This is a genomic window from Jeotgalibacillus alimentarius (assembly GCF_000829445.1).
In the GTDB taxonomy this organism is placed as follows: domain Bacteria; phylum Bacillota; class Bacilli; order Bacillales; family Jeotgalibacillaceae; genus Jeotgalibacillus; species Jeotgalibacillus alimentarius.
In genome coordinates this window covers 73,218-91,846 of sequence record NZ_JXRQ01000025.1, presented here as the reverse complement: position 1 = coordinate 91,846, position 18,629 = coordinate 73,218, and the positions used below count along the sequence as shown (strand labels likewise).

Below are 18,629 nucleotides of genomic sequence, written 5' to 3'. Positions count from 1 at the left end.
AACCAAATTATATTGGACAGTGATTTTTAAGTCAACCTAATTTTTAAAAAGGTTAACTTAAAGTGGGGGGCTGGGACAGACCCCAACTTCGTTACACCGATGTTTCAATTTAGTGAAATTAAGTGTTAAAGGTTTGCTTTTTCTCTAATATTCGTTACAATGCAATCTAGGCTTAGAAATTAGAGATTTTGGAAATTCGAAAGGGGTTTTACCGAAATGAACTTTAAAAAAATCTTTCTTCCTTTCGCTGCAGGTGCACTGGCACTAGGGCTAGCGGCATGCAGTGATGATGAGGAAGCGGCAAATACAGAAGCTGAAGGTACAGAAGAACCAACTGCTGAAGAGCAGCAGGCAACAGAAGAACAACAGCAGGCAATGGAAGACATGCAGGCTGCACTTGAAGAACAGCAGGTTGCTGAAGATGAAGTGGTTCTGACAATTAACGGTGAAGAAATTCTGGGTGAAGAATACAATGCAGCACTTGGATCTGCACAAAACAACTTCCAGCGCATGGGTCAGGACCCTACGACTGAAGAAGCAGCAGAACAGATCAAAACACAGACAATTGAATTGATCACGAATCAGACACTGATTCTTCAAAAAGCAGAAGAAGCTGGACTTGAAGCAAGTGAAGAAGAGATCGATGAAGAATACGCAACATTTGCTGAACAAAACGGCGGCGAAGAAGCGCTGAACGAAATCATGACAGCACAAGGTATGGAAGAAGCTGAACTCCGTGACCGTATGGCTGATTCTATTAAATTCGATAAGTATATCGAGCAGGTAGCTCCAGTGGAAGAGCCGACTGACGAAGAAATTCAGACATACTATGACGAAGCAGCTGCCCAGGGAGAAGAAGCTGGACAGGAAGTACCTCCGCTTGAAGAAACACGCGACCAGATCGTTACAATCCTGACTGATCAGCAACAGCAGGAACTACTGATGGCTCACCTTGAAGAGCTTAAAGCAGAATCAGAAATTGAAACAATGATCTAAATGAATGAGAGGCATCTCCTTAGGGAGGTGTCTTTTTTAGTATGTCTGAGCTTCTGTAGCGAGGCGCATGGCGGGGGTCACTGCAGCTGCGGACTGTCTCGTGACAACTGCTTAGTGCCTCACTACAGTAAACCCGGGTGTATCCTACAGCTGCAAAGCAAAACACAACAGCTATCAGCCATAACACTGCAACCAAAGCCCGTGCACAGCGAAGCCGCCCTTCATGCACTCAGGAAACAAACCTTAGTTTCTTAAAAGCATTACGAGTGACCGGCGCAAAACGATTATGATGTATTCAAACACGCGGGTCCCACTGCTGCAGACCGGTCACAAAAAACATCTCCACCATCGCACACACTTCGAAACACACCCCTTGACTAACCACACCATCCCTAGTAAACTACACAATATCTTTATTTTATTATCGTATTAGCGAACTAAAGGATTCAGTCAATTATTCGAGTATCACAAGCTTGATAGGGTATAATAATGTACATGAATGAGCTCTGTGGTTTTATTTCTACTAAATAAAGTTGACCGCCGCTCGGAAAGCCTCCGCCTGAAGCGCAGGTCAACGGTTCTAATATACAAACCATGAAAGGTTGTGGAGACGGTGTCAAAGCTGTTTATGTTTGAAAAACCGATCGGAATGAGAGATACGTTTCCTCATTTATATAGCTTGAAAAAAGAAATCCGCATGAACATTGAAAACGAAATGATGAACTGGGGCTATGAATTCATGGAAACACCGGCGCTCGAATACGACGAAACAGTCGGTGAAGCATCAGCCATTTTAGATCAGCAGCTATTCAAACTGCTTGATCAGCAGGGCAGAACATTAGTCCTGCGCCCTGATATGACAACACCGATTGCACGTGTTGCAGCATCAAAGCTGTTAAAAGACCGCAATCCCCTGAGACTTGCGTATGCAGCAAATCTGTTCCGTGCACAACAGCGTGAAGGTGGGAGACCGGCTGAATTTGAACAGATTGGCGTTGAGCTGATCGGAGATTCGACTGTTAGTGCAGACGCTGAAACAATTGCACTTATGGCTTCAGTTCTGAAAGCCTCGGGTCTTAAAGACTTCACGATTGCAGTCGGCCACGTCGGCTTCCTGCAGGAGCTGTTCCTGCAGATTGTGGGTACAGAAGAACGTGCTGAAAAATTAAGGAAACACCTTTATGAAAAGAATTATGTAGGCTACAGAAAACATGTTGACTCATTGCCGCTTTCTTCTATTGATAAAAAGAGACTGATTGATGTTCTCCATATTCAGGGTAATGGCGGATCGATTGCGAAAGCGGAAGCCCTTTTAGAAGGGGAAGGCGGACGCGGTGCATTGCGGGAGCTTGAGGAATTATTGTCAGTGTTAAAGGATTATGGCGTTGAGGATTATGTGAAAATGGACGTGTCACTCGTCAGTCACATGTCATATTATACGGGCGTGCTGTTTGAAGTATACGCAGATCACGTAGGGTTTGTGCTTGGTAACGGCGGACGTTATGACAACCTGCTGAAGAAATTCGGTGCAGAAGTGGGTGCAACAGGGTTTGGCATTAGAATGGATTACCTGATGGAAGCACTCGGTAAAAGTGTGGAGCAGGCTCAGCCGGCGCTCATCTTATTTTCAGCTGAACGGAGAAAAGAAGCTGCGGCAAAGGCAGCTGAATTCAGAGAAAATCAACAGCCTGTGATTGTACAGGATGTAAAAGGTGTAACGGACCTGGATCGTTTTACTGCAGGATTTAAAGAAGTGTATTCGTTTATTGGAAAGGCAGGGGATCAGGCATGAAGGAATTAACGATTGCCATGCCAAAAGGGCGTATATTTGAAGAAGCGGTCGTCATGTTGAAAGAGGCTGGCTACAATCTGCCGCCTGAATTCGATGATTCGAGAAAGCTGATCATTGAAGTGCCGGAAGAGAATCTGCGCTTTATTTTAGCAAAACCAATGGACGTTCCGACTTATGTGGAGCATGGAGTAGCGGATATCGGCATTGCCGGTAAAGACGTGATGCTTGAAGAAGAGCGGCACGTATATGAACTGCTGGACTTGAAAATCAGCCACTGCTATTTAGCGGTAGCAGGGCTTCCCGATACGGAAATGAATGAAGTGGCCCCACGGATCGCAACAAAATATCCGAATGTCGCATCGTCTTATTTCAGAGAACAGGGCGAGCAGGTTGAGATTATTAAGCTGAACGGTTCGATTGAGATTGCGCCGATTATCGGATTGACGGACCGGATTGTGGATATCGTGTCTACTGGCCGTACGTTAAAGGAAAACGGCCTGGTAGAGTACAAGCATATTGTGGATATTACGTCACGGCTGATTGCCAATCCGGTGAGTTACCGCCTGATGCATGACCGGATCAGTGAAATGACGGACAGGCTTGAGAAGGTTGTGAACGGATAATCAGTATGATTTTAACAAGCTGGCGCCTGATCTACGTTCCAGGCGGACGCTTTCCGGACGGAGGTTGCTGAGCCTCCTCGCCTTCGGCTGTGGGGTCTCAGCTTCCCTCTAATCGTCCCGGAGTCGCCGCCTTCCACTGCGATCAGCGCTGCGGATCACATCCTACTTTGCAGATTTAAAATGAGAAAGGAATTGCTAACTTATGGATATTCGTTTTCTAAATGAGGGCAAAATCCCGCGTCAGTCGCTTGATCAGGGGACTGAGGCGCAGCGGAAGAGTGTGCAGGAGATTATTGATCAGGTGAAGAAGAAGGGTGACGAAGCCGTCCGCTTTTACACGGAGCAGTTTGACGGTGTAAAGCTTGAGTCATTAAGAGTGACGGATGATGAAGTGGATGCAGCATTACTGGAGCTCGATGAAGAACTGCTTGCGATTTTGCAAGAAGCTTCAAATAATATCCGCTCTTTTCATGAAAAGCAGGTTCAGCAGTCATGGATGACGACTGAGGAAAACGGTACACTGCTCGGACAGAAAGTAACAGCGCTTGATGCAGCCGGTATATACGTGCCGGGTGGAACAGCGGCCTATCCTTCATCTGTTCTGATGAATGCAATTCCGGCTCAGGTTGCAGGTGTGAAGCGGATCGTAATGGTCACACCTCCAGGGAGAGATGGTAAAGTACCGGCAGGCGTTCTTGCAGCAGCCCGGCTTGCCGGTGTAAGAGAAATCTATAAAATCGGCGGCGCCCAGGCAGTCGCAGCGCTTGCTTACGGCACAGAAACGATTGATCCTGTAGATAAAATTACTGGTCCCGGCAATATCTATGTTGCCTTAGCAAAAAGGGAAGTATTCGGGATTGTTGATATTGATATGATCGCAGGTCCGAGTGACGTGACGGTACTTGCAGACGATACAGCTGTTGCACATGAAGTCGCAGCAGATCTGTTATCCCAGGCAGAACACGGTGAACTGTCCCAGGCAAACCTTGTGACTACTTCACGCACGCTTGCTGAAGCTGTTCAAAAAGAAGTGGAAGCACAGCTGAATGAACTGCCGAGACACGAAATGGCACGTGTAGCAATTGAAGAGCACAGTGCGATCTATGTAGCGGAATCGATTGATGAGGCGGTCGAAGCAGTCAATCAGATCGCCCCTGAACACCTTGAAGTGCAGACGGAAAATGCGATGGAACTGATCGGTAAAATCCGTCACGCAGGCGCGATCTTCGTAGGCCGCTACAGCTCTGAGCCGATCGGAGATTATTTTGCCGGGCCTAACCATACCCTGCCGACAAGCGGCACTGCCAGGTTCTCAAGCCCGCTGTCAGTCGATGACTTCGTCAAAAAGTCGAGCATCATCTCCTACAGCAAAGCAGCCTTCGACCAACACGGCAGCAAAGTAGCAAAATTCGCCCGCCTCGAAGGCCTCGAAGCCCATGCGAGAGCGATTGAAGCGAGATATAGAAAATAATATATTATTGAATACCGCTGAGCCTTCGGAGGACTGCGCTTTCCTGCCCCCGGGCGGTGAGCCTCCTCAGCTTCGCTTGCGGGGTCTCACCTGTCCCTTCCTGGGGCGGGAGTCTCCGTCCTCCGAAGGCTCAGCTGGATAAGGTATTTTTAAATTATTTTTGTATACTAAAGAATTAGTAGAAGTAACAAACTTAAATACTTAGAGTTGTGGGTATCAAAGGATGGATAGACTCCTTGTAAGATTTTAGATTCTAGTTCATAGGTGTTTTCTTATCAAGTACCATATAGTATATCTGCTCAGCTGATGATTGGAGCGGAAGGCGGTGACTCCGGGACGATTAGCGGGATAGCTGAGACCCCGCAGCCAAAGGCGAGGAGGCTCAGCGACCGCCGTCCGGAAAGCATCCGCCTGTAGCTCCAATCATCAGCCAGCTTATTAAATAAACATAACTGCCATACATACAAAGGAGTGGCCAACATGACCGAACGAAAAGCATCATTAAAAAGAAAAACCAACGAAACAAACATCGCCCTCGCGCTTAACATCGACGGGGAAGGGAAAAGTGATATCAAAACAGACGTCCCATTCATGACCCATATGCTCGACCTCTTCACAAAGCACGGCCACTTCGACCTCACAGTTGAGGGCCGCGGCGACGTGGATATTGACGGACACCATACAACAGAAGATATCGGCATCGTGCTCGGACAGGCACTGCTTGAAGCACTCGGCGATAAAAAAGGCATCAAGCGTTACGGAAACGCATTTGTTCCAATGGATGAGGCGCTCGCCCAGGTGACAGTTGACCTCAGTAACCGCCCGCATTTAGTGATGAATGCAGAATTTCCAGCGGAGCGTGTCGGCAATTTTGACGTGGAATTGGTCCATGAATTTCTCTGGAAGCTTGCAATTGAAGCCCGCATGAATCTGCATGTGAATGTGCACTACGGGTTCAATACGCATCATATGATTGAGGCTGTTTTTAAAGCGCTTGGACGTGCGCTTGACGAAGCGACTCAGATTGATCCACGGGTTAAAGGTGTGCCATCAACGAAAGGGATGTTGTAAATGATCGGAATTGTCGATTATGGAATGGGAAATCTGTTCAGCGTGAGTAAAGCGCTGGAGCGGATTGGCGTTCCGTATATCATCAGTGATAAAAAAGAGCAGCTTGAAAAAACTGACGGACTCATTTTACCGGGTGTTGGTGCGTTTCGCGACGCAATGAAGCTGCTGGATGAAACAAATCTGTCTGACTTTATCAAAGAACAGGCGCATGCAGGCAAGCCGATTTTAGGCATTTGCCTAGGAATGCAGCTGTTATTTGATGAAAGTGAAGAAAACGGTGTGTTCAGCGGTCTTGGCCTTTTAAAAGGAAAAGCAGTAAAGTTCTCCGGCGAGTCAAACGGTGAGCGCTATAAGGTTCCGCATATGGGCTGGAATAAGCTGAAGTTTCACCAGGATTCACCGCTGACAGCTGATGTGGAAGCGGATCATGTCTATTTCGTCCACTCTTACTATGTGTCGGGTGAAGAAAGTGACGCGCTGATTGCTTCATCTGATTATTACGAAGAAGTGCCGGCAGTGGTTGGTAAAGGGAATGTGTTCGGCATGCAGTTTCACCCGGAAAAAAGCGGTGACCTCGGCATGGCGCTGTTGAAAAACTATACGCAGTACGTACAAAATACGGAGGTGGAAGTATGAGTTTTACAGTCTATCCGGCGATTGATATGAGAGGCGGAAAGTGTGTGCGCCTGACACAGGGCGATTATGCGCAGGAAACGATTTACGGTGATTCACCGTTTGATATGGCAAAGCAATTTGTTGATGAGGGTGCAGAATGGATTCACATGGTTGACCTTGATGGAGCCAAAGACGGGAAGCGCGTCAATGATGTATTTGTTGAGCGCGTCGTAAAAGAACTGCCGGCCCGCGTTCAGGTTGGCGGCGGTATCCGCAAAGAGGAAGACGTTGTACACTACCTTGATCAGGGGGTTGACCGCGTGATCATTGGCAGTCTTGCAGTCACGAATCCTTCTTTAGTAAAAGAGTGGCTGAAGAAATACGGTGACCGCATTGCGATCGGTCTTGATGCGAAAAACGGCTACGTGGCAACACACGGCTGGATTGAGACATCTGAATTGAAAGCAGTGGACCTTGGAAAAGAGCTGGCTGAAGCAGGCGCTGAAACATTTATCTTCACAGATATCGCAACTGACGGCATGCTGAGTGGCCCGAATGTGGATGCAGTCGTTGAGCTTGCTGAGTGCACGGGTGCTGAAGTTATTGCTTCAGGCGGTGTCAGCTCACTTGAAGATTTGCGCACGCTGCAGGCTGTATCAGGCATGGGTGTGACTGGTGCTATTGTTGGTAAAGCGATCTATACGAATAAATTTACTGTCAAACAGGCGATCGAGGAGACGTCGTAATGCTGACAAAACGGATTATCCCATGTCTTGATGTAAAAGAAGGCCGCGTTGTAAAAGGCATTCAGTTTGTTGAATTGAGAGATGCAGGAGATCCTGTTGAGCTTGCCCGCGCGTATGATCAGCAGGGAGCAGATGAGCTTGTGTTTCTAGATATTTCAGCATCACATGAAGGCCGTAAAACAATGGTCGATGTCGTGCAGGGTGTCGCAGCTGAACTTGCGATTCCATTTACAGTAGGCGGCGGTATTAATGCACTTGAAGATATGAAAAGAATTCTCCGTGCAGGAGCTGATAAAGTGTCACTTAACACGGCTGCGGTGCTGCGTCCGGAACTGATCCGTGAAGGCGCAGAATACTTCGGCACCCAGTGTATCGTTGTTGCGATTGATGCGAAATGGGACGAAGAAGCCGGCACGTGGCGCGTCTATACGCACGGCGGCAGAAAGCCGACTGAAAGACTGGTACTTGACTGGGTAAAAGAAGCTGAGTCACTCGGAGCGGGAGAGATCCTGCTCACGTCAATGGACCGTGACGGAGAAAAGTCAGGCTTTAATGTAGAGCTGACAAAAGCAGTCAGCGAAGCAGTGAATATTCCTGTGATTGCTTCAGGCGGTGCAGGAGGCAGTGAAGATTTCACGGAGATCTTTACTGATGGAAAAGCAGATGCTGCGCTTGCTGCATCCATTTTTCACTACGAGGAAACAAGTGTAAAAGAAGTAAAAGCACATTTAAGAAATGAAGGAGTGAATGTCAGATGAGTATCGAAAAGGGGAACATTCGCTTTGATGATAAGGGATTAATTCCTGCTGTTGTGCAGGATGCGTCAACCGGAGAAGTACTGACGGTGGCGTATATGAATGAAGCGTCTTATAAGAAATCAGTTGAAACAGGTGAAACTTGGTTTTACAGCCGCTCGCGCCAGGAACTTTGGCATAAAGGGGCAACAAGTGGAAATACGCAGAAGATCGTGGAGATGAAGCTTGACTGTGATGGCGATTCACTCGTTGTGCGCGTTCAGCCTGCAGGTCCAGCCTGCCATACAGGTGAGCGTTCATGCTTTAACGAGACGGTGTACGAAGCAGATGAAAAAACTGCAGGCACGCAGATTTTATCAGTGCTTGAAAAGCTGATTGCCGAGCGTCACGAGGAACGTCCTGAAGGCGCTTATACAACGTATCTGTTTGAAGAAGGCGTTGATAAGATCCTGAAGAAGGTCGGAGAAGAATCTGCCGAAGTCATTATCGCTGCGAAAAACCGTGATAAAGAAGAGCTGAAGTGGGAAACAGCTGATCTGCTCTATCATACACTTGTGCTGCTTCGCGAGCAGGGACTGCCGCTTGCAGATGTGATGAATGTATTGGAAGAGCGACATAATAAATAATGTGATGGCACCCGTTTTCCTTTTGGAGCGGGTGTTTTTTGTGTAGTGCTGTTCTCGGGCGTTGGCTCAATGGTCGCATGATTGCTGGTAATGGTCCTGTTTTGCAAAGGAGTGGTCGGATACACCCGGGTTTATGGTTGTATCATAAGCGGCAATGGTCGTATCAGTCCAATTAATGGTCTTATGCAGAGAATTGGTCGCAGCGCCCCACCCACTTGATGCCCTTAAGAAACTAAAGCCTATGTACTAAGTGCATGAAAGGCGGCTGTGCTGCCCGCGGGCTTGGTTGCAGTGTTTTGGCTGGTGGTTGTCGTGTTTTGCCTTGCAGCTGTAGGATACACCCGGGTTTGTTGCAGCGAACCGCCACGCAGTTGTAGTGAAACGCTCCGCAGCTGCAGTAAGCCTGCAGGCGACTGACGCACGCCACCATCCGACAAAACCAACCCCTTTCCACATGCAGTAATCCGTGCTAAAATTGATTAGTTAATACACAGTACGGAGGCTATACATGAAAAAAGGATCGGATCATCAAAAAGGAAAGCTTGTGCCATTTACCCAGACAGGTGAGAGTATGTATAAAAGGGGAATGGCCATTTATCAGAAGGGCCAGCTCGAGAAAGCTGTGAAATACCTTGGAAAAGCCGCTGAACTTGAGCCGGAAGAGCCGATGATTGCGCTGCAGATTGCGATGATTGAAACGGAACTGGGGCATTTCCAGGAGTCGAATGAGCGTTTGAAACGTATATTTGAATCAACCGATCCGTCAATGACAGAGGTTCACTATTTTATGGCGAATAACTATGCCCATCTTGGTTTGTTCCAGGAGGCTTACCGCCATGTTAATAAATATTTAGACGATCAGCCTGAAGGTGAATTCTCTGAGGATGCTGAGGATTTACTGGATTTGCTTGAGTTTGAGGATGAAGATGGTTTTGACGAAGGTTTTGAGCAGGATGAGCTGATTGTTCATCAGGAGAAAGCGGGAAAGCTGCTTGCTGATGGGAAGTTCAATGAGGCGATCGAAGTACTCGAAGGCGTTGTGGAACGTTTTCCGGATTACTGGTCTGCTTACAATAACCTGGCTCTTGCCTACTTCTACCAGGGGGATACAGAACAGGCTTCAGCAATTTTGACTGAAGTGCTGAACAAAAACCCGGGGAATCTTCATGCACTGTGCAACCTGGCCGTGTTTTATCATTATGAAGGTCGCGATCAGGAGCTAAAAGAACTGACGAAAGCACTAGAAACAGTGCGGCCGTTTCTGATTGAACACCGTTTTAAGCTCGGTGCGACATTTGCTTTGCTCGGTCAGCACGACCAGGCGTATGCGTGGCTTAAAAGCCTGTTGAAAAGAGGGTTTGAAGGTGACAGTGGATTCTATTACTGGCTGTCGCATTCTGCATGGCAGACAGGTCATAAGAAAGCGGCAGAGGATGCGTGGAAGCGTGTCATTGAAGAGCAGCCTGAAAAGAAAGGCCAGGAGCCATGGAACCGTGCGACCACCCGTAATGATGAAAAGCTGAAGACATTTTATCCGGAAGAGCGGATGTTTATCCTGTTCAAGGATATTCAGGAGTCAGACCGGTTTTTAAAAGAACCTCCTCCTGACTATTTTACGCAGATTGAAATGGATTATTATATGATGCTGCAATCTGATGAGCCCCAGGATACACCAATCAGCAGGGCTCACAGCGTAGCAGGTGAACTGCTGAAGCATTTTGAACTGAATGAGGCATCTCATCAGGGGCTGTTTTACATGTGGTTCCATATTGTTTATCATGGCTCGGTAAACGGGTATCCTTTTACTAATATTGAAGGACTCGCAGCTGCGGTGGAGTACTTGTGGAGAAAAGTGAGAGGGTCTAAGCTGACGCAAAAAGATATCGCTGCTAAATATGGCGTAGCACCCGGAACGCTGGCAAGATATAAGCGGGAAATTGAGTGTTACCTTCCATAAGCAGATGATTGGACGATTATTCACACTTGGATTACGATTAATGATGATATAAACCTATGAACTCATCTAAAAGGAGTGTCATTTCATGACTGAAGAAAAAATTTATGATGTAATTATTATTGGCGCAGGTCCTGCAGGGATGACAGCTGCTGTATATACTTCAAGAGCAAACCTATCTACACTGATGCTTGAGCGCGGTGTACCGGGCGGACAGATGGCAAATACAGAGGACGTTGAAAACTATCCTGGATTTGACCATATTCTCGGACCGGATCTTTCTAATAAAATGTTCGATCACGCGAAGAAATTCGGTGCTGAATATGCGTATGGTGATGTGAAAAGTATTGAAGACGGCAAAGATTATAAAACAATCAAAGCCGGATCAAAAGAATATAAAGCACGTGCTGTACTCATAACGACTGGTGCAGAATACAAAAAGCTTGGCGTACCTGGTGAAAAAGAACTTGGCGGCCGCGGTGTATCTTACTGTGCAGTATGTGACGGCGCATTCTTCAAGAACAAAGACCTTGTTGTTGTAGGCGGCGGTGACTCTGCTGTTGAAGAAGGTGTCTACCTGACACGTTTCGCCAACAAAGTAACGATCGTTCACCGCAGAGACGAACTGCGCGCGCAGAAGATTCTTCAGCAGCGTGCATTCGACAATGACAAAATTGATTTCATCTGGAACTCAACAGTGAAGGAAATCAATGAAAAAGACGGTAAAGTCGGTTCTGTGACGCTTGTCTCTACTGAAGACGGATCAGAAACAGACTTCGCAGCTGACGGGGCATTCATCTATATCGGAATGGTGCCGCTGACGAAGCCGTTTGAAGGTCTTGGAATTCTAAATGATGAAGGCTATATTGAGACGGATGAGCTGATGCGTACGAACGTGCCTGGTATTTTTGCTGCAGGTGATGTGCGCGATAAGACGCTTCGCCAGATTGTAACGGCAACGGGTGATGGCAGTGTGGCATCACAGGCAATCCAGCACTATGTGGAAGAGCTTGCTGAGTCGTTGAAGGTGCAGTCTTAATTGTAGATAAGAACCGCTGATCATTTCCGTGGAGGGCTGCGTTTCCTGCCCCCGGGCGGTGAGCCTCCTCGAGCTTCGCTCTGCGGGGTCTCACCTGTCCCTTCCTGGGCGGGAGTCTCCGCCCTCCACTCCAATGACCAGCTTTTTTATCTTTAAACTAATTTTGAAAGCATCTGAATTCCAATACATCTGTTGATCTTCGCTGCAGAGATGACTCTGGAAAACAATCCTCTGAAGTGGACAGCACCAATTAGCTTAAACAAAGCATGTTAGATTAATAATTCTTTATCTAATCGTTACCAAACTGTAACCATAGTGCAACAATAAGTGGGTATAGTAAAACCATAAGTAATTGACCCCCTTTAAGTATATATTTTGGCACGGACTTCAAACAGGTCCGTGCCCTTTTTTTGTCCTCATATAGAAGAGGAGATTTGCATAAAGATAGAGAAGGAATCAATACGGCTTAATTGTGAGTGACTTTGAAAGCATGTATAATGTAATGAATGAGCAAAAATGAGCAGGTGATGATATGCAGAGAATAACGAATTGTGTCTATATAAAAGATAATCAGGCGCTTCTTCTACAAAAACCGAGAAGAGACTGGTGGGTTGCGCCGGGCGGTAAGATGGAGCCGGGTGAATCAGTCCGTGATGCCGTGATTAGAGAGTACCGAGAAGAAACAGGTATTTATGTAAAGAACCCTGAAATTAAGGGTATTTTCACGTTTATTATAAAAGATGGTAATGACGTCGTCTCTGAGTGGATGATGTTCACGTTTCTTGCGACAGAAGGTGACGGTTTGATGCTTGAAGAGTCGCCTGAAGGAATTCTTGAGTGGCAGCCGGTTGAAGCGATTCAGTCCCTCGATATGGCTGAGGGTGACCGCCACATTCTTGAATATGTGGTTCATGGTCAGGGTGTTATCTATGGAACATTCACTTATACAAAAGATTTTGAGCTTTTATCTTATCGTCTGGATCCTAGCTGAGAGGGAGTGTCGTGATGTCAACAGATATGGAATTAGTGATTATTACTGGAATGTCCGGAGCAGGTAAAACGGTAGCGATCCAAAGTTTTGAAGATCTCGGTTTCTTCTGTGTGGATAACCTGCCTCCGACGCTGCTGCCGAAATTTCTTGAACTCATGAAAGAATCCGGGGATAAGATGAACCGGGTGGCAGTTGTAATGGATTTACGAGGCCGTGAATTTTTTGATTCACTTTTTCAGGCACTCGATCAGTTTGATAAAGAAGAAATGCTGAAGCCGCGCATTCTGTTTTTAGATGCAGAGGATCAGGCGCTCGTCCGACGCTATAAAGAGACGCGCCGCTCGCATCCGCTGGCGCCTGCCGGTTTGCCAATGGAAGGAATTAAGCAGGAGCGGGTGCTGCTTGCAGATCTGAAAGGACGCGCACAAACGATTTATAATACGTCTAATTTAAAACCAAGAGAACTGCGTGAGAAAATTCTTCAGGAGTTTTCAGTGAATAAGCAGTCATTATTTACCGTCAATGTAATGTCATTTGGATTCAAACATGGTTTGCCGATTGATGCTGACCTGGTTTTTGATGTGAGATTCCTGCCGAATCCCCACTATATTGACCATATGAGACCCCAGACAGGCCTGGATGAAGAAGTTTCTGAGTATGTGATGAAATGGACAGAGACGAAAAAGTTTCTGGAGAAAACAATTGATCTGCTGCAATTTATGCTTCCGCATTACAAACGTGAAGGTAAGAGTCAGCTTGTGATTGCGATCGGCTGTACAGGCGGTCAGCACCGTTCTGTTGCGCTGACTGAAGAAATTGCGCGTGCATTTGCTAAGGATTATCACACTCAGATCACACACCGTGATATTCATAAAAAGCAGGGACTGCCTAAGACATGACCAGGCAGGGAAAAGTAGTCGTGATCGGAGGCGGAACAGGCCTGTCTGTTCTGCTGCGGGGGCTGAAGCAGCACCCGCTCGATCTGACGGCAATTGTAACAGTGGCAGATGATGGAGGCAGTTCGGGAAGAATCAGGGATGACCTGAAAATTCCGCCTCCGGGTGACATTAGAAATGTCATTGCAGCATTATCTGATGTCGAACCGCTCGTTGAAGAAATGTTCCAGTACAGATTCGCAGGGAAAAATGAATTGGACGGTCATTCGCTGGGGAACTTAATTATCGCAGCGATGACATCGATCACCGGAGACTTCGCGCATGGCGTTGAGGAAATGAGTAAAGTGCTGAATGTCAGAGGGCGCGTTCTGCCGTCTGCCAATCAGAGCATTGTCCTGTCTGCCGAAATGGAAGACGGATCGATCATTAAGGGTGAGTCTAAAATTCCATACAGCGGCAAGAAAATCAATCGTGTCTTTTTATCGCCGAAGCATGTCAAAGCACTGCCGGCAGCTGTAGAAGCGATTGAGGAAGCTGATATGATTATTATTGGACCAGGCTCACTTTACACAAGTATTCTGCCAAACCTGCTTGTCAAACAGATTGGACAGGCAGTATTGAAAAGCAGCGCGCCAAAAGTGTATATATGCAACCTGATGACCCAGGCTGGTGAGACGATGAACTACACTGCCTCACAGCACGTAGAAGCCATCTATCAGCATATGGGGTCAAGATTTATGGATTATGTACTTGTTAATAATGAAGATGTACCGGCTGAAATCCGCTCACTTTATGATAAGGAAATGGCGGAACCCGTAAAATTTGATGTAGATCGATTAAAAGGGCTCGGACTTCAGGTGGTTTATGATAAAATAATCATTAATCGCGACGGGCTGATCCGTCATGATACAGACCGGGTCGCAGAAATTGTTGTCCGCTTAATGGCTGAATCAAAAGGCCAGCTCGCGTAGTTAGTGAAAGAGGGAGGCGGAAAAGACATATGTCGTTTGCGTCAGAAACGAAAAAAGAACTCACCCAGATTGAGGCAAATGATTGCTGTTCAAAAGCAGAATTATCCGCGCTGATCAGAATGAACGGAACACTGTCTTTTTCAAACAGAGTCTTAATCGTTAATATTCAAACAGAAAATGCGGCAATTGCCCGCAGAATCTATACGCTTATTAAAAAGAATTATACTGTGCAGGTAGAGCTGCTCGTCCGTAAAAAGATGCGGCTGAAGAAAAACAATGTCTATATCGTCAGAATCGCCGAACAGGCGCGCGATATACTTGAAGATCTGAATATCCTCGGTGAAGGCTTCAGTCTGAACCATGATATTTCACCTGCCACAATCGGTAAGAAATGCTGTCAGCGTGCTTATCTGAGAGGCGCATTCTTAGCAGGCGGTTCAGTAAACAACCCTGAAACATCTTCTTATCACCTTGAAATTTTCACGCTTTATGAAGAGCATAATGATTCACTGGCCAATCTGATGAACCAGTTCAATCTCAACAGTAAAACGATTGAACGCAAAAAAGGATTTGTCACCTATCTGAAGGAAGCTGAGAAAATCACTGAATTTTTCAGCCTGATCGGTGCACACCAGGCGCTGTTGCGTTTTGAGGATGTACGGATTGTCAGAGATATGAGAAACTCTGTGAACCGTCTTGTGAATTGTGAAACAGCAAATCTGAATAAGACGATTGGTGCAGCACTCAGACAGGTGGAGAATATCCGTTTTATTGAACGTACAGCAGGCCTTGGCATCCTGCCTGACAAGCTCCGTGAAATCGCGGAACTCAGAGTTGCCTATCAGGATGTAACGTTAAAAGAGCTTGGTGAAATGGTCTCCGGCGGCGCTGTCAGCAAGTCCGGAATTAACCACCGTCTCAGAAAGATTGATCAGATAGCAGAAAAGCTTCGTAAAGGAGAAATGGTACAAAGTTAAATTCAGGCAGGGGGAGATCAGATGCAGCAAAAAGTAGTGACAGTTAAGTTGAAAAGTGGATTGCAGGCGAGGCCTGCATCCATCTTCGTTCAGGAAGCAACAAAGTTTCAGGCAGAAGTGTTTATTGAAAAGGACAACAAGAAAGTAAACGCCAAAAGCATCATGGGACTGATGAGTCTGGCACTCGGCACAGGTGAGACCTTCACGTTAATCACAGATGGCAATGATGAAGAAGCTGCTATGCAAACGCTTGCTGAGTACGTGGAAAAAGAAAATTGATAAGGACCCCTTATCCGGCATTGCTGGAGAGGGGTTTTTACGTACTCTATTAAGAATCGGGCTGGAGTTGCAGCATTGAGTCCAGTGGATATGACACTCTTCTGAGGTGAATGCTACAAGCGTCCGGGTGTATCGCTACCACCTGAGCGCAGATTGCTACCTGTCGAGCGAAAAAAGCTACCTTCTTAGCACACACCGCTACCTCCTAACCCCAAACCACTGAATACCCAACAAAAAAGCCGACCACTCATCAGAGTGATCGGCTAACTGTACGCCCTCGAAGGGAATCGAACCCCTATCTCAAGAACCGGAATCTTGCGTCATATCCATTAAACTACGAGGGCACGTTTTTACAATGCTTTTCTATTATAATAAAGGAGTTTTCGGAATGCAAGCGAAGTTTTATAGGAAAGAAGAAGGTTTAGACTTGTTAATCAGCCGCTCAGATGGGTATGATGAAAGGAAGAACGAATAAGTCATTTTGTTTGACCTTATTTGACCTTCATTGTAAGATGACAGTACATATTGTTGCAACACCATCAAAGATCGTTAAAGGGAGGATTTATCAATGAATTTAATTCCTACAGTTATTGAACAGACTAACCGCGGTGAGCGTGCTTATGACATTTATTCACGCCTGCTGAAAGACCGTATTGTTATGCTTGGAAGCGGAATTGACGATAACGTTGCGAACTCAATCGTTTCTCAGCTGCTATTCCTTGAAGCGGACAATCCGGATAAAGATATCTACCTTTACATCAACAGCCCTGGCGGAAGCATTACAGCGGGTATGGCAATCTACGATACAATGCAGTTTATTAAGCCAAAAGTACACACAATCTGTATCGGTATGGCAGCATCAATGGGGGCATTCCTATTAGCTGCAGGTGAAAAAGGCCACCGTTATGCACTTCCAAATGCTGAAGTGATGATTCACCAGCCACTTGGCGGCGCACAGGGTCAGGCAACTGAAATTGATATCGCAGCAAAACGTATTCTGTTCCTTCGCGAAAAGCTGAACAAGATTCTTGCTGAGCGCACTGGTCAGGATTTCGATACAATTGCGAAAGATACTGACCGCGACAACTTCATGACTGCTGAGCGTGCACTTGAATATGGTCTTGTTGACCAGATCATGGACCGCAATAAGCTTGCTGAAGACAAAAAATAATTTTACGGGCCGGTCTCTCTTGTGAGGGACCGGTTTTATATTGAGGCACAGGGGGACGGAGTTAACTGTGCCACTTTTAGAATCATTCTAAAAATGACTCACTAAGCTCCGTCCCTACTGTGCCACCCAAATAATGTAATAAACCGAAACCAACAGAGGTGATACCTATGATCGTACATTTCTACACCCGCAATAACTGCGGATTATGTGAAGAGGGTAAGTTAATGCTTGAATTGGCGCAGGAGGATCACGATTTTGAAATAGAAGAGCGCGATATTGATACGTCTGATGAATGGACTGAAAAGTACGGGCTGATGATTCCTGTAGTGGAAGTTGGCGGTGAAATCATCCAGGCGGGTAATATTGATTTTGTGACAATAAGTAAACGTTTTCAAAAAATGTCTTGACTTTATTTCTTGAAACGTTCTAAGAACCTTGCTATGATTAGAGTTGTAGCAGGGATCTTTTTTTGGTCTGGATGGGACATAATATGTCTATGCGGGACAAAAAATGACCAGGAACACTTCGATGTCAGGATATTGCCGGGCCTTGAAGTGATGTTTCACTGAAAAGGAGCTTTGATATGGCAAACATTATTGACATCCAAAAGCGTCTGGTGCCTGACCTGCTTGATGAGATTCAACTAAAGTACCAGGTTTTGAGGTCAGTCAGGTTTTTACAGCCTGTCGGCAGAAGAAGTCTTGCACAGTCTCTTGGTATGACAGAGCGGGTTTTGAGGAAAGAGGTTGAGCAGTTAAAAGCTCAGGATCTGATCCACATTCATTCTTCAGGCATGAGCCTGACCAAGGATGGAATGGAAATTCTTATCCCACTTGAACGCATGATCAATGAGATATCGGGTATAACCTTAATGGAGCGATCATTAAAAGAGATGCTCAAAGTCAAAGAGGTTATGATCGTACCCGGTGACAGTGACGATTCGCCGTGGGTAAAGGAAGAGCTTGGCCGGGCAGCAATACAGAGTATGAAGCCTTATGTCGGCACTGACACAGTGATTGCAGTGACCGGTGGGACAACAATGTCTGCAGTAGCGGGCATGCTGACGCCTGATTTTGCCACACCGGAAACATTATTTGTACCGGCGCGTGGCGGTATTGGTGAGGATGTTCAGAACCAGGCGAATACAATCTGCTCGACGATGGCACTCAAATCAGGTGCGAGGCACAGAGTCCTATATGTGCCGGATCAGGTCAGCCGGGAAGTCTATGAAACCATTACGAAAGAGCCTGCGATTAAAGAAGTGATGTCACTCATTACTTCAGCAGACCTTGTGCTTCACGGAATTGGCGATGCGCATACAATGGCAAAGCGCCGTAATACTTCTGAAGAGCATTTTCGTACAATTTCATATGGACAGGCTGTTGGCGAAGCATTCGGTTATTATTTTGATGTGGAAGGCAATATCGTCCATAAAGTAAAAACCATCGGGCTTCAGCTGAAGGATCTCAGCGATGTACCTAACGTATTTGCCGTTGCCGGAGGTCACTCCAAGGCACAGGCAATCCGCGCTTATTTTAAAGGCGCACCACAGACTTCCTCAACGCTGATTACAGATGAGGGAGTAGCAAAAGAGCTTTTGAAAGGGTAAGCCCTTTTGAAATATATTAAAGCACCATCCCCAAACATTCTAAGGAG

The 18,629-nt window shown here is 46.3% G+C and carries 19 protein-coding genes and 1 tRNA gene; 19 read left to right on the top strand and 1 reads right to left on the bottom strand.

Going from position 1 to position 18,629, the window contains the following annotated elements:
• Positions 1 to 216 precede the first annotated feature (216 nt).
• From KP77_RS13135 to KP77_RS13060, 16 genes are all read left to right on the top strand, one after another.
• Positions 217 to 996: a SurA N-terminal domain-containing protein gene (locus tag KP77_RS13135; protein WP_041123186.1), complete on the top strand. Its 780-nt coding sequence runs from the start codon at positions 217 to 219 to the stop codon at positions 994 to 996.
• A gap of 613 nt (positions 997 to 1,609) precedes the next feature.
• Complete coding sequence (locus KP77_RS13130) at positions 1,610 to 2,788, top strand: ATP phosphoribosyltransferase regulatory subunit (RefSeq protein WP_041123185.1); 1,179 nt, start codon at positions 1,610 to 1,612, stop codon at positions 2,786 to 2,788.
• Entirely contained in the window at positions 2,785 to 3,411 is a 627-nt protein-coding gene (gene hisG / locus KP77_RS13125) for an ATP phosphoribosyltransferase (protein WP_041123184.1), read from the top strand. Before KP77_RS13130 ends, hisG begins: the two co-directional genes overlap by 4 nt.
• Before the next feature lie 202 nt (positions 3,412 to 3,613).
• Positions 3,614 to 4,882 carry a histidinol dehydrogenase gene (hisD, locus tag KP77_RS13120; RefSeq protein WP_041123183.1) on the top strand — a complete coding sequence of 423 codons (1,269 nt, stop codon included), beginning with the start codon at positions 3,614 to 3,616 and terminating at the stop codon, positions 4,880 to 4,882.
• Between the two features lie 480 nt (positions 4,883 to 5,362).
• A complete protein-coding gene (gene hisB / locus KP77_RS13115; protein ID WP_041123182.1) occupies positions 5,363 to 5,953 on the top strand; it encodes an imidazoleglycerol-phosphate dehydratase HisB in 591 nt (196 codons plus the stop codon).
• Entirely contained in the window at positions 5,954 to 6,589 is a 636-nt protein-coding gene (hisH, locus tag KP77_RS13110) for an imidazole glycerol phosphate synthase subunit HisH (protein ID WP_041123181.1), read from the top strand.
• Positions 6,586 to 7,314, top strand: a complete 729-nt coding sequence (gene hisA / locus KP77_RS13105) for a 1-(5-phosphoribosyl)-5-[(5-phosphoribosylamino)methylideneamino]imidazole-4-carboxamide isomerase (protein WP_041123180.1) — start codon at positions 6,586 to 6,588, stop codon at positions 7,312 to 7,314. The genes hisH and hisA overlap by 4 nt, the downstream gene beginning before the upstream one ends.
• Positions 7,314 to 8,072, top strand: coding sequence for an imidazole glycerol phosphate synthase subunit HisF (hisF, locus tag KP77_RS13100; RefSeq protein WP_041123179.1), 759 nt, complete (start codon positions 7,314 to 7,316; stop codon positions 8,070 to 8,072). Before hisA ends, hisF begins: the two co-directional genes overlap by 1 nt.
• Positions 8,069 to 8,695, top strand: coding sequence for a bifunctional phosphoribosyl-AMP cyclohydrolase/phosphoribosyl-ATP diphosphatase HisIE (gene hisIE / locus KP77_RS13095; RefSeq protein ID WP_041123178.1), 627 nt, complete (start codon positions 8,069 to 8,071; stop codon positions 8,693 to 8,695). The genes hisF and hisIE overlap by 4 nt, the downstream gene beginning before the upstream one ends.
• Positions 8,696 to 9,203: 508 nt before the next feature.
• Positions 9,204 to 10,652 (top strand): tetratricopeptide repeat protein, encoded by a 1,449-nt coding sequence (locus tag KP77_RS13090; protein ID WP_041123177.1) that lies wholly within the window; start codon positions 9,204 to 9,206, stop codon positions 10,650 to 10,652.
• Between the two features lie 85 nt (positions 10,653 to 10,737).
• Positions 10,738 to 11,688, top strand: a complete 951-nt coding sequence (gene trxB / locus KP77_RS13085; RefSeq protein ID WP_041123176.1) for a thioredoxin-disulfide reductase — start codon at positions 10,738 to 10,740, stop codon at positions 11,686 to 11,688.
• Between the two features lie 532 nt (positions 11,689 to 12,220).
• On the top strand, positions 12,221 to 12,679 hold the full coding sequence (locus KP77_RS13080; RefSeq protein WP_041123175.1) for an NUDIX hydrolase: 459 nt from the start codon (positions 12,221 to 12,223) through the stop codon (positions 12,677 to 12,679).
• A 14-nt stretch (positions 12,680 to 12,693) separates the two neighbouring features.
• Positions 12,694 to 13,578, top strand: coding sequence for an RNase adapter RapZ (gene rapZ, locus KP77_RS13075; protein WP_041123174.1), 885 nt, complete (start codon positions 12,694 to 12,696; stop codon positions 13,576 to 13,578).
• Positions 13,575 to 14,546 carry a gluconeogenesis factor YvcK family protein gene (locus KP77_RS13070; RefSeq protein WP_041123173.1) on the top strand — a complete coding sequence of 324 codons (972 nt, stop codon included), beginning with the start codon at positions 13,575 to 13,577 and terminating at the stop codon, positions 14,544 to 14,546. Before rapZ ends, KP77_RS13070 begins: the two co-directional genes overlap by 4 nt.
• A gap of 29 nt (positions 14,547 to 14,575) precedes the next feature.
• The gene (gene whiA, locus KP77_RS13065; protein ID WP_041123172.1) at positions 14,576 to 15,523 is read left to right on the top strand and encodes a DNA-binding protein WhiA; all 948 of its coding nucleotides are present in this window, start codon (positions 14,576 to 14,578) and stop codon (positions 15,521 to 15,523) included.
• 21 nt (positions 15,524 to 15,544) lie between these two features.
• Positions 15,545 to 15,802, top strand: a complete 258-nt coding sequence (locus KP77_RS13060) for an HPr family phosphocarrier protein (RefSeq protein WP_041123171.1) — start codon at positions 15,545 to 15,547, stop codon at positions 15,800 to 15,802.
• Positions 15,803 to 16,074: 272 nt separating this feature from the next.
• Here KP77_RS13060 and KP77_RS13055 read toward each other — a convergent pair.
• Positions 16,075 to 16,146: transfer RNA gene (locus KP77_RS13055), tRNA-Arg, on the bottom strand.
• A 224-nt stretch (positions 16,147 to 16,370) separates the two neighbouring features.
• On the opposite strand from KP77_RS13055, the gene clpP reads away from it, so the two are divergent.
• The 3 genes from clpP (at position 16,371) to KP77_RS13040 (ending at position 18,582) form a co-directional block, all read left to right on the top strand.
• The gene (clpP, locus tag KP77_RS13050) at positions 16,371 to 16,973 is read left to right on the top strand and encodes an ATP-dependent Clp endopeptidase proteolytic subunit ClpP (RefSeq protein WP_041123170.1); all 603 of its coding nucleotides are present in this window, start codon (positions 16,371 to 16,373) and stop codon (positions 16,971 to 16,973) included.
• Positions 16,974 to 17,140: 167 nt separating this feature from the next.
• Positions 17,141 to 17,380, top strand: coding sequence for a glutaredoxin family protein (locus KP77_RS13045; RefSeq protein WP_041123169.1), 240 nt, complete (start codon positions 17,141 to 17,143; stop codon positions 17,378 to 17,380).
• Positions 17,381 to 17,556: 176 nt separating this feature from the next.
• Positions 17,557 to 18,582 carry a sugar-binding transcriptional regulator gene (locus KP77_RS13040; protein ID WP_041123168.1) on the top strand — a complete coding sequence of 342 codons (1,026 nt, stop codon included), beginning with the start codon at positions 17,557 to 17,559 and terminating at the stop codon, positions 18,580 to 18,582.
• Positions 18,583 to 18,629 lie beyond the last annotated feature (47 nt).